This window comes from Vibrio diabolicus, assembly GCF_011801455.1.
GTDB lineage: Bacteria > Pseudomonadota > Gammaproteobacteria > Enterobacterales > Vibrionaceae > Vibrio > Vibrio diabolicus.
The window spans coordinates 1,231,869-1,244,948 of record NZ_CP042452.1 but is presented as its reverse complement, the minus strand read 5'-3'; the positions used below and the strand labels follow the sequence as shown (position 1 = coordinate 1,244,948).

The window sequence follows — 13,080 nt, the reverse complement described above, 5'->3', positions numbered from 1 at the left end:
TGACTAAATGATTGATTCAATGCCGTATTTTGCGCCGTAGTGTTCAACGACAAAATCAATGTCTTTGTCACCGCGACCGGATAAGTTGATCAGAATTGAGCCAGTTTCTCCTTGCTTCGCGAGTTTAATCGCGTAAGCGACAGCGTGTGAGGATTCAATCGCTGGAATAATCCCCTCTTCGCGAGACAGTTCAAAGAATGCATCAATCGCTTCGTCATCGGTGATTGAGCCGTAATTGACACGGCCAATGTCTTTTAAGTAACTATGCTGAGGCCCAACCGATGGGTAATCTAAGCCACTTGCTACAGAATAGACTTCCTGTGGTTCGCCTTGCTCATCTTTAAGCATGTAAGACTTAAATCCGTGCATAATACCTGGCTCACCAAGTGTGAGTGTTGCAGCATGCTCGCCAACCTTTTGCAAAGAGCGGCCCGCTGGCTCGACGCCGTGAATGGCGACTTGTTCATCGTCTAAGAAAGCAGTAAATAGCCCCATCGCGTTAGAACCACCTCCAACGCATGCGACGAGATTATTGGGTAACTTGCCTGTCATTTCTTTGAATTGAACTCGTGCTTCGTTACCGATAATTGATTGGAAATCTCGTACCATTTTAGGGAATGGGTGAGGGCCAACGACAGAGCCTATCGCATAAAGTTGTGTGTCAGGATCTTTTAGGTAGGCTTCGAAGGCAGAATCAACCGCTTCTTTGAGAGTCTTACGCCCGTGAGTGGCAGGGATGACATTGGCACCAAGGATTCTCATACGGACGACATTCGGGTGCTCTTTGGCAATATCAACTTCACCCATGTAAATATCGCACTTTAAGCCGACCAGTGCGGCGGCTGTCGCAAGCGCGACCCCATGTTGCCCTGCGCCAGTTTCAGCAATCAGTTTCTTCTTACCCATCTTTTTAGCGAGAATGGCTTCTCCTAAGCAGTGGTTAATTTTATGTGCGCCTGTATGGTTTAAGTCCTCGCGCTTTAGGTAGATGTCTGCTCCGTATTTCTTAGACAAGTTTTCCGCATGGAAGATTGGGCTAGGTCGTCCAACAAAGTGCTTATACAGGCGAGCAAGCTCCGCTTTAAATTCAGGATCTTTGCTGCATTCCTCATAAGCTGCGTTGATGTCACGCATGATTTGTTCAAGCTCCGGCGGCACGAAGCTACCACCGTATTCACCAAAGTATCCTTCTTCATTGGGCATGGTGAGATCAAACGAGTTTTTCATTATTTACATCCTAGTTAACGAAAGTATTGATACTTTTATACCCAAAATTTGGAAGAGGTTGTGTGATCAGTTGCTTAAATCAGAATTCGCGATCTAGTGAACTAGTTAAAAAGTACAATTTGTGTAGTTGTTAACGGGTTGGATACAACATAAGGTGGGGTTTAAGAGGCGCAAAAAAGCCCCGAGAGATCCTAGGCTGTCATAAGAACCTCTCGAGGCAAACAGAGTGCTGGAAATACACTCTGCGATGGTGTCTGGAAACAAAAGTTAGATTCGTTTCCTTTGCCAGATATTAGGGTTTTAGAATGAGCTGATGTCAGCGAAATGTCACAAGTTAATCGCGGTATCTAAAGCTTATTTTTTATTTTTGAACAATGGGTTAGAAAATAGACTACAACAGACTAACCTACCGTGTGTTCTGCATCTTTTAAATTGAACATGATCTTTCTTTGTTTCGAATCGACGTCTTTAACTAACACGTGCACTTTCGTCCCTAAAGTAAACGTGGTGCTCTGGCTAGAAATTTTTTGTTTGACTGCATCAAATTCGAACTCACCATTTTGAAAACTTGATAAAGGAATGAGACCTTCGATTCGGTTTTCCTCTAACTCAACAAATACCCCGAAGTGTGTGACTCCAGACACCGTCCCCATGAAGTGTTGCCCGATAAATGGCTTCATGTAATGACATTTCAGTGCTGACTCAACCTCTCGACTCACTTCATCTGCCTGACGAGATTGATGCGAACAGTGCACGCTTAGTTGCTCGATTACTTTTGTATCGTAAGGGTAGTTGTTCGCAGCACCTGTCAATTGACGAATAGGTTTTAGTTTCATGAGCAGACTGCGTAGCTTGCCTGTTTTTTGCTCTCGAAGTTTAGCGCGAATGGCGCGGTGAACGAGTAAGTCTGGGTAACGACGAATTGGCGAAGTAAAGTGTGCGTATGCGTCATAGGCTAAACCGAAGTGACCCATATTCTTCGGCGAATACTCGGCTTGACTCTGAGAACGTAGCAGTAGGGTACGAATCACATCACACTCATCTAAATCTCGTACTTGTTCCAGTAATGCGTTGTAGTCATGAGAAGTTGGTTTATCACCACCCGCAAGCGTTAGCCCTTTGTCTGCAAGCATCATTCTTAATGAAGACAGTTTTTTCATCTGAGGACCAGAGTGCACGCGGTATAAGCTCGGTATTTTTTGTTGCTGCAAAAATTGAGCGGTGGCAACGTTGGCACACAGCATGAATTCTTCGATCATTCGGTGGGCATCATTTCGAACTACAGGAACGATGGACGCGATTTTCTTTTTATTGTTTAACGTGAATGAAAGCTCTTGCGTGTCAAAATCAATGGCACCACGGACTTGACGTTGACCAGATAGGTTCAAATACAAGCGATGGAGATTCACCAGATGCTGTTTGATGTTTTGTTGTAGGTTATTACCTTGGTATTTTTTTGCTTCCGTTGATTGGGAAACAATGCGGTAAGCTTCGTTATAAGTTAAACGAGCATGCGAGTGAATGATCCCTTCAGAAAACTCTGAATCTAGCATGTTACCTTCGTCGTCAAAGGTCATCTCACATACCATAACCAATCTGTCTTCATTCGGGTTAAGCGAGCACAAACCGTTAGATAATGTTTCTGGTAGCATTGGTACAACGTATCCGGGGAAGTAAACGGACGTTGCACGAGATTGCGCCTCAAGATCTAAATGGTCGTTTGGCTGAACGTAGTGAGATACGTCTGCAATCGCAACGAATAACTTCCAATGCCCATTGTCCATTTGGTATGCGTAAACGGCATCATCAAAGTCTTTCGCGTCGTCCCCATCGATAGTGACGAACGGTAAATCTCGATAATCCACTCGGGACGTTTTGTCTTTTTCTTCTACGTGATTGCCAAATGCGGAGGCGGCGTGAAGAACTTCATCATCCCAATGATCATTGATGCCATGTCGACGTAACGCCAATTTAACTTCAATCCCTGCTTCTCCCGGACGCCCTAATACTTCAGCCACTTCAACTGTTGTTGATTGTCTGTGATCTGGATAGGCCGTGACTTTACAATGAACGAGTTTACCGGCATTTTTGGCGATAAGATCATTTGGTGTGACATGAATGGTTTGAGTCAGTTTCGTGCTTTCTGGCACTAGATAGAAGTTCGAACCTTTTCTCTTTAACAAGCCCACGATGTGGGTTGTTTTTCGTTCCACTATTTTGATGAAACGATGATTTGAGCGTCCTTGATGCTGAGCATTGCCTTTCAGAACCAGTACGATATCGCCATCAAACACATGAGTAAGTTGGTGTTTAGGTAAGAAAAGGTCTTTTTCATTACTGTCGTAAGTGACAAAACCAAAGCCGTCTGCGTGAATGCTGACCTTTCCAGAAACCAAAGCGGTTTGATCGACTTTTTTATAACCACGGCGATGTGTGAAAATCAACTGGCCATCGCGCTCCATAGCGCGTAAACGTTTTTTTAAAGCGTCTTTTTGTGGTTTCTCATCTAAGCCAGTAGAGCGAGAAATTTGCTCGTGACTTAAGTGATTTTTAACTTTATCGAATAGGCTAAGGATAACGTCTCGGCTAGGGATAATGTGCTCGTAATTATTAGAATTTATTGATTGTGCGGATATATTTAATTTCATTTTTTTCTCTTATATTCGCCAATCGCTTTTATTTTATAAACTTTATTTATATGAGCAAAGCATGAGGCGAAGTGATTCAGATATGAATCAGATTAATTTAATTCCAAACTGGAATTGCAAGATAGGTAGTGTGATTACCTAAAGATGTATACCAAAGTGACTTTATTGAAAGTGATTAATGACGGTGTGGGAGAGGTAAGTGATTTGGGTATATAAACTTAGATAGAGAATAGTAAGGGCGGCAATAAGTGGAAGGGGATGGTGGCACCAACAACGTCGATGCCACACAAAGAATTACAGTGCAGTTACTTCAGCAGCTTGTAAACCTTTGTTACCTTGTTCAACAACGAACGATACTTTTTGGCCTTCAGTAAGAGTTTTGAAGCCTTCAGAAACAATAGAACGGAAGTGAACGAATACGTCATCACCGCCATTGTCTTGAGAAATAAAACCAAAACCTTTAGTTTCGTTGAACCATTTTACTGAACCAGTTAATTTATTAGACATAGATACCTCTATATTTGATTGTTTTAAATATTGAATTTTTAGCTAATATCAAGTGCTACTATATGATTTTAGAGATAACTATTTTGTCGCAGGAACGTAAACGAGGAATTCGATGTGGAACTGAGAGAAACTTTGATCTTTAATTACATTAATAGCTCTTTCCGTAAGAGCTGATGTGCAGTATACCGACAAAATTAATAAAGGCTAGCCTTTTCTTTTTTTATTTTTTAAGTACACCAAGCGCATTGCATTCAAAGCATACGCTTGGTGTATAAGACGTCATGGTGTTATAGATGGTGCGGAGCGCTTAGTGTTTTCTGGTTGGGCCGTTACGAACGATGTCTTTACCATTGTCATATACGTGCTGCGAAACCCAGCGGCCAAGGAGCAATTGGTGCTTTTCTCCTAATACGGCAACAAATGGACGGCCATCGGTATTAGAGGTGGCTAGCGCAACGCCAGTGACACCTTCAAGACCCAGAGCGCCGCTTTCTACTAAATGCAGAAATGCCTCTAACTCTTCAATCGTTTCGATTACATGGTTATCAATATTCATTGTATTCAATCTCTTCGAATTGCATTGCGGTCGCGTACTCTACCTAAGTTAAGCGTGGAAACCAAGTTTCTGCGTGAGTCATGTAATGAGAGAGCCTTGTCCTGCCATTAATTATCAATGGTTAGTCTCGATAGTCCGGAACTTGTCTAGATTCAATAAAGGTGAAAACCCTCGCTGGTTAGACATGAGTCACATAATGTTGCCTGGTTTATGTCAACAATACTTTTGCTATTGGATGGGGTGAAGGGGAGTGCAATAATTTGTGAAACTCTTTTCCTAAAGGCTGTTATGAAGAAAGTCCTGATTACCGGTTTTGAACCTTTTGGTGGTGACACCATTAACCCCGCCTTAGAAGCGGTGAAGCGATTAGAGGCTGCGGCAATAGAAGATGCCATGATCGTTACTTGCCCAGTTCCTGTGATTCGGCATGAATCAGTGAATACCGTTATTGATGCAATAGAAGCACACCAGCCAGATTGTGTGATTACCGTTGGGCAAGCGGCCGGACGTGGCGCGATCACCCCAGAGCGTGTCGCAATTAATGTGGATGATTTTCGTATTCCAGATAACGCTGGTCATCAGCCGATTGATGAATCTGTAGTGGCTGATGGCCCGGATGCTTACTTCTCGACGCTGCCGATAAAGCGTATTGTTCAAACGCTGCAAAAGCAGGGGATACTTAGCCAGATTTCCAACAGTGCCGGAACATTTGTATGTAACCACCTTTTTTATGGCATCCAACATTATCTAAAAGACAAACCTATTCGTCATGGGTTTGTTCATATCCCATTATTGCCAGAACAAGCAGTAGATGGCAGTCAGCCTTCCATGTCTCTGGAGATGATAGTCGAAGGGCTAAGGCTGGTGGCTCAAGTTTGTATTGCCAATGAAAACGACATATTGGTCAGCGGCGGGTCGATTTGCTAGTAAGTGTTTTACAGTCCACTAAGTGTCTGAAAGCTAGTAATAAGTTCATCGTTTGATGTTGTAATAAATGTTAGCTTTGTCAAATTTCACAAGTAGCGAAAGGAGTAGCATTGAATAGTCAGGTTGGATGTTGTTCAAACTGGCACTTCCCTAATACAGGAGGTATTAGGGGCTACCCTTACGAAAGGCGAGTTATCATGAAAAGCAACAAAAGTAAGTCAATCGCACTTATCTCTGTCGTTGTTTTCGCATTGGCTATCGCTGCGCTTAAATTCGAAAACACGCTCGGAGTTCTTCCCATCGTAGTCGCTATTATCGCGTTTTTTACCTGCGTCATTTACACCAGTATGTATCTTTCTGATATGAAGCGTTCAGAGTTGATAAGTCACTCTGATCATTCTCAAAAAATGTGTACCCACGCATCACGCAATGAGCTTGATGAGCGCGATAAAAAGCGTTGAAGCGAGTCACATTCTCCGTATACTTTGCTGGAGCATTAATGCACTAACGTGTCGGAGATAAGCATGTCAAATCGAGTACCAACCAACATACTGACCGGATTTTTGGGTGTCGGTAAAACGACCACGATTTTAAATCTACTGAAGAACAAACCGGAAAACGAAAACTGGGCGGTTTTGGTCAATGAATTTGGTGAGATTGGCATCGATGGTGCATTGATGACAGACCAAGGTGCGCTGATTAAAGAAGTGCCGGGTGGCTGTATGTGTTGCACGGCGGGCGTGCCAATGTCGGTCGGTATTACCGCGTTACTGCGCCAAAAACCGGACCGTTTATTGATTGAGCCGACAGGCCTTGGTCATCCAAAACAGGTTATCGCGACGCTTACCTCAGAACAGTATGAACCTTACGTTGATCTAAAAGCGACGATCGCTCTGGTTGATCCGCGTAACTTAAGTGATGAAAAGTACCTTTCTAACCAAAATTTCGTGGACCAGTTAGACAGCGCAGACGTGGTTATAGGCAGTAAGGTTGACCTTTGTACCAGTCACGACATTGATGTGTTTAATGACTGGGTGACGGACCAATCTCCCTCAAAAGTATTCAGTAAGCTTATTCATGACGGTGAGTTACCGATAGAAATCTTGGATATCGAACGGGTTTACGGCAGCGCTTCTTCCCATATCGAGTCACACCATCATGACCATGCTCACCAAGAGCCTCAATTCCAGTTGCCGCCAGGTGAAACCTTTGTGCGTAAAGAGAACAAAGGGCAAGGGTATTTTAGCTGCGGGTGGTTGTTTGGGGCAGAGTACACGTTTGATTTTGATAAACTTTTCTCAATGCTTTCGGACTTAACGGCGGAACGCGTTAAAGCGGTGGTCAACACGGATCAGGGGTGCTACGCGTTTAATGTTGCCAACCGAGTCGTGTCGGTGAATGAAATCAGCTTAGAAGGGTTTGAATCACGATTAGAAGTGATAGATTCTCAGCTGTTGCCATGGGATGAACTTGAGCAAATTCTCCTTCAGCTGTCTGGCATTAAGCGTTAAATCGAACAAATATTAAACGGAAACGGTGAGCCTGCAATCTGTCTGCGTTCGCCGTTTTTGCTTTTGTAGCGTTTCAATGAGAAAAGTGAGATAAATCACTCAAATTCGGGTATAGTGCACGGCTAAATTTTTAAAGCTATTTTTAGTGGTTTGTTTAAGGAATACGCTCAATGTCATTTTCATCTCAAGGTTTTGCGCCAGAAGTGGTTAAAGCACTGGCAGAATGCGGTTATGAAAAGTTAACGCCAATTCAACAGAAGGCGATTCCAATGGCTCGCAAAGGCCATGATATTTTCGCTACAGCACAAACAGGTACTGGTAAAACGGCTGCGTTTTCTCTGCCTATGATTCAGCAGTTGTTAGACAGTAACCGTAGCGCTTCTCGTAAGACTGCTCGTGCACTTATCTTGGCTCCAACTCGCGAGCTTGCTGAACAAATTGCTGACAACATCAAAGCTTATACGAAGTACACCAATCTGTCGGTGGCGGCGATTTTCGGTGGCCGTAAAATGTCTTCTCAGGTTGCGGCACTGGAAAATGGTGTTGATATCCTTGTGGCTACACCTGGTCGATTGGAAGAACACATCGAACAAGGTAATGTCTCGGTGGCACACTTAGAGTTTTTGGTGTTTGATGAAGCAGACCGTATCTTGGATATGGGTTTTATTCATGCAGTTCGTAAGATCATGCTGGATGTGGATACAGATCCGCAAATCATGATGTTTTCGGCAACGACTTCAAGCCAGCTAAATCTGTTAGCGAAAGACATTCTGCGTAAACCAAAACGTATCGAAGTAGAGCGTGCAAATACTACGGCACAAACAGTTGCTCACGTGCTATATCCAGTTGATCAAGAGCGAAAAACGGAACTGCTTTCAGAGCTAATTGGTCGCAAAAACTGGAAACAAGTGTTGGTATTTGTGAACTATAAAGAGACCGCAAACGAAGTGGTAAAAGAGCTGAAACTTGATGGTATCAAAGCGGTGGTTTGTCATGGTGACCGTGCTCAAAGTGCTCGTCGTCGTGCGCTAGAAGAGTTTAAGTCCGGTAAAGCACGTGTCATGGTGGCTACCGATGTCGCTGCTCGAGGTCTAGATATTGAAGACTTACCTCACGTTGTGAACTATGACATGCCTTTCCTAGCGGAAGATTACGTTCACCGAATTGGTCGTACGGGCCGTGCAGGTAAACAAGGTCATGCTGTTTCATTTGTAAACCGAGATGAAGAGCTCACGGTGGTTCAGGTTGAAAATCTAATCCAGCAACGCATTCGCCGTATTGAGCTTGCAGGCTATGAACCAAAACAGCGTGAATCTTACATTGAAAAGCTGCACTCAAAACCAGCATTCAAGAATCGTCAAGGTCGTCGTAATAATCCGAACCAGTCAGCAACAGACCAAGGGTCGGCAGAGCGTCGTCTTGCTATGGTGAAGCGCCTGAAAGCGCGTCGTGGCGCAAAGTAAATTACATCAGTTTGTGATGAAAAGAGCCCCTCAATTGAGGGGCTCTTTTTGTTTGCCGTTTCGTGTTAATTTAGGCCAAGCATATTGGGTTCACCACGATAAATAATGCGATCGTTTCCTCGGTGAATACCAAACGTAACAATGACGGGTGGGTTTTCCTCTTCACTTGTAGAGCTATCCCAGTCGTATTTCAGCCAAGGGATGCGATTGCCTGAGCTGTCTAAATCTAGGTGGAATTGTATTTGCTCGCGCGCTGAGTCAATTTGGCTTGCAACGATATCGGTCATTCTGCCAATACTCATCGTTCCAACGCCAGAAAGCAGGGCGTTGTTTGCTGGCGCATGCGACCAAATTGGCGTGCTGAAGTAATATTCACCATTCGCCGTTGTTGAGCTGTCATCGAAGTTAGTCGTAAATCGACCGTTTTGCCAAATTTCCACATCAAGTGGCACTTTGATCACCATGCCTTGGTTGCCACCCACATCTTGAAAGTTCAAACGACCGAATCGAATGTCCGGTTGTTGAGTGAGCACTTCGCTGTTATCAAAGAAATTTACCTCATCAACGGCTTTAGTCGTGACTATACCTATTTTGCTGCTGTCACTGTTAGTCCCATTATTAAATGGACCATCAGGGTATTGTTTATCGGTTGTGTTCTTTTTCCAACATGGGCTATTGTTACAAGTCGCATTGGTCGAGGGCTTCTCAATCACAAACGTTCCAACACTCGCGTTACCCAGTAGTTTCCAGTCTACCTTCTTAGGCTTAGGCGGCAAAAACCGTTCGGAGTATGAGCTTAGTTCGCCTAAGTCGAAATGTTGTTGAAGGTTAGATGAAAAGTGGACGTAGTTCTTCACGTTTTCCTTATTCGCATTGAGTGCGACAACATCGTAAGTGACTTTCTCAAAAGGTTGATTCATGTAAGCAAAAGTTTGGCCATGTGGGTAGTGCCATTCTTGGTCTTGCACTTGAAAATATTTTGGGTAAAAACGACCGATGTAACGATAGCCTTCGTTAACAGTCATACCTAGATATTTACTTTCTAGGTTTGTTTTTACTCTCAAGCTCCCGACTTCTTCCCAATATAATCCATTAAAGACGAATTGATCATTCTTGGCTGAATTATGCGCCTGAGCCAGTGAGTCACTACTTTTTAGCAATTTCGAGGTTTGGTTCGCTGTCTCTGATGGCGTATGTTGCTCACTCGACAAGACAACGGATGCTGCTGGAGCGTCATCAAGCATAAAATTACGGGTGATAGAGGCATCACAATAACGTGCTGATTCAACAGAACCACTTACAGAGCCGTCAGTTTGCCAAATGATCGGCTTCACTGTTAGAGAGAAAAATTCTCCGGCGGCAATAAACCCATCTCCTTGTTCAGAGGTGCCAGAAGGCAAAGCACGTTGGTTGTCACAGATAGCCAGTGTCCATGGTCGCGAGTACACATTAAATGTTCCTTTCACTTCCACTTTGCCTTCTTCTGGGCACTCTTCAAATCCCTCACATTCAAAATGATCGGACAATGTCACTTCAAATATGCCGGACTCGTTCGTGATAAGACCATGCTCAGACAAGCCGTCTTTAAATTCCGCTGAATAGCTAAAGTTTCCTTCACTTCCTCCTAATGGTTGAACCAATGGATGAAAAACCTTAGGAGTACCATTGTAGTTGCTTGCGACTACAGGTTCGCCGGTGGAGGCACAAGCCAGCAATCGCGTATGCACGTTTTCTGGTTTACCTGCAATAACGCGTATTTCATTTAAAGTTGCGCTTTTCGTCTTTGAGTAGGCCTCAAACATAAATGGCGTAAACATAAAGCTAACCGTTTGATGCTTGCTGGTGTCTTCTGCCATAGTGAAAGTCAGCGTGTAGTTAGTACCTAACGCGATGGTATCAATATCGTTCGGGACCACTCGAACAACGAGCTCACCATTGTCGTCAGACATAAATTGGTTTGCTTTTAATATCTGCTGACCTTTGACCACCTCTAAAGTGAACAAGTCAGGGTGTGATAGGGCAGCACTGACTTCTGCGCTTACAACTTCTCCATTATTGGTTGTTGTTGCTGTAAATTGCGGAAGATCGTCGCTGCACATCAGTGCCATATCGTCCGATGGTGTGACGCTTAGGTCGAAGTCGTTCTCTGATGGAGGTTGCATGCTGCAATTCGGAACATCTTGAGGGGTAATCGGACAGACCTGAGAGGAGTAATGACAATCAGTGTCGTCTAATCCACAGTATTGCGTGTATTTGTTGTCTTGTGCTTTCGTTTGTGCACTTCCTGGCGTTTGTTGGATTTCACCACAAACTTGACTTGGCTGATTTGGAGCGTTGTTGAAGTTCAATGTTTGGAAGTATTTAATTGCTGTAGTAGAGCCATAGAACGAACCGTTCAATGCGGCAGATGCTCCTTTAGTCTCAGTAGTGCCGTAGATCTCCATGTCATCAATAAGCAGAGAACTGTGCGCCACAATGTCACCGACGACGAAATGTCGTTGGAAAGGGTTCTTCGTCTTGAGATGCAATTGATGGCCTTTTGATTCAATGGTGCCACAAACGTTAGCGTTGAATATATCGGTCGTACTGTGAGTCAAAATGTCACCAATAATGGTGTTGTACTCACCATCAATATGAAGGGCCTCACCTGTTAGCTCTATATCCCCATCGATGAGAACGTTATGCAGCTTTGTTGGATAAGCCGATAGAAGATCACCATAGATAACCGTGTGCTTGTTTTGGTAATCGTCAATGCTTGAAGCTTTCTCATTGTTAACCGTTAATCCGGTTGCGAGTGCGTGTAGAGAGATACGCTTATTGGGTTCACCAATCGTATTGTGCCCCTCTAACACAATGCCATGAGCTGCTTCTAGCGTTATCTCTTTTTCCGGTAATGAGGAGACAATTTTGTCACCTGCGGGTAGGACTAGTTTCCCTGTACAGTGATAAGTCGTACCATCACTTCCGATACTAAAGCTCTTGTGTGAGCAAAGTTGACCTAACTCAGATAGATCTTTGACGTCATAAGTGGTGGCGTGTGAGGCTAGCGGTAAAACAAGAACCGCAGCGAAAATACTGCAAAGACGCATCATCAAATGTCCTAAAAAAGTGGAACAAGATGGCATCAAGCGATCGTGAGCAAGTGCTCACAAAAGTTGGAAATGTCGGCGGTGTTTTTAGTTTTTAATCCGCTTACTTATTGAACTTTGGCTATTTTTATTTCGTATGTCATACCAAAGCTTAGTGGCGTTATTAGAACGTAAGTATGAGATTAGTTCAATAGCTAAGTGTGACATGAGTCGCTTTATTCATGTAACTATTTGTTGGTAAAAGATAATAATTAACCATGTTGATTCAGAATCAGTAGCTTGAGCGTCCTGATTCTGAACCGAACTTAATCCTAGGCTGCGTGAACAATGAGTGGGGCCATTTGATATAACTCTTCTAGTATGGCTTTCGTTTGTCTCGAATAGACCAGACGATCGCGATCACCAACGAGTTGAATGGCTCTGACTTTACCTGCAACCAGGCATTGCCTAATGGTGCGTAGAACCATTTGGATATCAATTTCTGAGGTACCATCAAGGCTGTTTTTGGTTTTTAGGGAGCCAAGGTCGATACTGAGGATTATTTGGTCGCAATGGTCGAGGTAATTGCCGATCAACTGCTTTACATTATTGCGATGACGAAAAGAAAACTCTTTATCGGTTACCCAGTCACAACCTTGATCCTCCGCGTATTCCCACGTTTCTTGCTTTGTATCTTGTTCGCTAACACCAGCAAAAAATAATCGCACGTTTTGATAGCGAGAAAGAGCAAAATGGAATGCCGAGCCTAAACGTGGTTCAAGTGTTGGCTTCAAGTTCATGTCATGTCCAATATTTACCACACCCACTTCGTCTCGATAGGACACGACCACAGGTAACATGGACAAGATTGCCTCGGTACAGTTAGTTACTAAAACAGGAATTGAGTGGCGAGAAAGCAAAAGGCTTAATGCTTCCTGAAACTCGCCATTTTCCAGCTTGTCGTGGTTGAAGTGACCAAAGTTTTCAGCGGTTTCATGATCATGCTGTTGGTATAGCCAATCGCTAGCATTTTCCAAACTTTGATCAGCTAATTCAAACGCGCCTTTAGACATGGGTGGCAAATACTCACACACTGTCATAAAAGAAAAAGGGTAATGCTGCGGCTGTTTCACGGTGTGGTGGAGTTTATAGCGTTTGAAAAAGCTTAACATG

Annotated in this window: 10 protein-coding genes; 4 read left to right on the top strand and 6 right to left on the bottom strand. The window is 43.7% G+C overall.

Translation table 11 applies throughout. The features are described 5' to 3' along the window. Positions 1 to 3: 3 nt before the first annotated feature. The 4 genes from trpB to FR741_RS20765 form a co-directional block, all read right to left on the bottom strand. A complete protein-coding gene (trpB, locus tag FR741_RS20780) occupies positions 4 to 1,227 on the bottom strand; it encodes a tryptophan synthase subunit beta (RefSeq protein ID WP_048625224.1) in 1,224 nt (407 codons plus the stop codon). 401 nt (positions 1,228 to 1,628) lie between these two features. Then, positions 1,629 to 3,875 carry a ribonuclease R gene (gene rnr / locus FR741_RS20775; protein ID WP_167427614.1) on the bottom strand — a complete coding sequence of 749 codons (2,247 nt, stop codon included), beginning with the start codon at positions 3,873 to 3,875 and terminating at the stop codon, positions 1,629 to 1,631. Between the two features lie 294 nt (positions 3,876 to 4,169). After that, positions 4,170 to 4,382, bottom strand: a complete 213-nt coding sequence (locus FR741_RS20770; protein ID WP_005375644.1) for a cold-shock protein — start codon at positions 4,380 to 4,382, stop codon at positions 4,170 to 4,172. Positions 4,383 to 4,689: 307 nt separating this feature from the next. Beyond that, positions 4,690 to 4,938 carry a hypothetical protein gene (locus FR741_RS20765; RefSeq protein WP_005375646.1) on the bottom strand — a complete coding sequence of 83 codons (249 nt, stop codon included), beginning with the start codon at positions 4,936 to 4,938 and terminating at the stop codon, positions 4,690 to 4,692. Between the two features lie 288 nt (positions 4,939 to 5,226). On the opposite strand from FR741_RS20765, the gene pcp reads away from it, so the two are divergent. From pcp to FR741_RS20745, 4 genes are all read left to right on the top strand, one after another. Then, positions 5,227 to 5,865, top strand: coding sequence for a pyroglutamyl-peptidase I (gene pcp, locus FR741_RS20760; protein ID WP_167427613.1), 639 nt, complete (start codon positions 5,227 to 5,229; stop codon positions 5,863 to 5,865). 197 nt (positions 5,866 to 6,062) lie between these two features. Then, entirely contained in the window at positions 6,063 to 6,326 is a 264-nt protein-coding gene (locus FR741_RS20755; RefSeq protein WP_005391057.1) for a hypothetical protein, read from the top strand. Positions 6,327 to 6,389: 63 nt separating this feature from the next. Next, the gene (locus FR741_RS20750) at positions 6,390 to 7,376 is read left to right on the top strand and encodes a CobW family GTP-binding protein (protein ID WP_085343608.1); all 987 of its coding nucleotides are present in this window, start codon (positions 6,390 to 6,392) and stop codon (positions 7,374 to 7,376) included. Positions 7,377 to 7,546: 170 nt separating this feature from the next. Further along, positions 7,547 to 8,839 (top strand): DEAD/DEAH box helicase, encoded by a 1,293-nt coding sequence (locus FR741_RS20745; RefSeq protein ID WP_005386186.1) that lies wholly within the window; start codon positions 7,547 to 7,549, stop codon positions 8,837 to 8,839. A 65-nt stretch (positions 8,840 to 8,904) separates the two neighbouring features. Here FR741_RS20745 and FR741_RS20740 read toward each other — a convergent pair whose 3' ends face one another. Next, on the bottom strand, positions 8,905 to 11,931 hold the full coding sequence (locus FR741_RS20740) for a DUF6701 domain-containing protein (protein WP_167427612.1): 3,027 nt from the start codon (positions 11,929 to 11,931) through the stop codon (positions 8,905 to 8,907). 308 nt (positions 11,932 to 12,239) lie between these two features. Continuing rightward, positions 12,240 to 13,079, bottom strand: coding sequence for an arginase family protein (locus FR741_RS20735; protein ID WP_167427611.1), 840 nt, complete (start codon positions 13,077 to 13,079; stop codon positions 12,240 to 12,242). Position 13,080: the final 1 nt, after the last annotated feature.

Bases quoted from the DNA above. Each gene is read 5' to 3' on its own strand.
- trpB (WP_048625224.1), bottom strand. From the start codon at position 1,227: ATGAAAAACTCGTTTGATCTCACCATGCCCAATGAAGAAGGATACTTT.
- rnr (WP_167427614.1), bottom strand. From the start codon at position 3,875: ATGAAATTAAATATATCCGCACAATCAATAAATTCTAATAATTACGAG.
- FR741_RS20770 (WP_005375644.1), bottom strand. From the start codon at position 4,382: ATGTCTAATAAATTAACTGGTTCAGTAAAATGGTTCAACGAAACTAAA.
- FR741_RS20765 (WP_005375646.1), bottom strand. From the start codon at position 4,938: ATGAATATTGATAACCATGTAATCGAAACGATTGAAGAGTTAGAGGCA.
- pcp (WP_167427613.1), top strand. From the start codon at position 5,227: ATGAAGAAAGTCCTGATTACCGGTTTTGAACCTTTTGGTGGTGACACC.
- FR741_RS20755 (WP_005391057.1), top strand. From the start codon at position 6,063: ATGAAAAGCAACAAAAGTAAGTCAATCGCACTTATCTCTGTCGTTGTT.
- FR741_RS20750 (WP_085343608.1), top strand. From the start codon at position 6,390: ATGTCAAATCGAGTACCAACCAACATACTGACCGGATTTTTGGGTGTC.
- FR741_RS20745 (WP_005386186.1), top strand. From the start codon at position 7,547: ATGTCATTTTCATCTCAAGGTTTTGCGCCAGAAGTGGTTAAAGCACTG.
- FR741_RS20740 (WP_167427612.1), bottom strand. From the start codon at position 11,931: ATGATGCGTCTTTGCAGTATTTTCGCTGCGGTTCTTGTTTTACCGCTA.
- FR741_RS20735 (WP_167427611.1), bottom strand. From the start codon at position 13,079: ATGTTAAGCTTTTTCAAACGCTATAAACTCCACCACACCGTGAAACAG.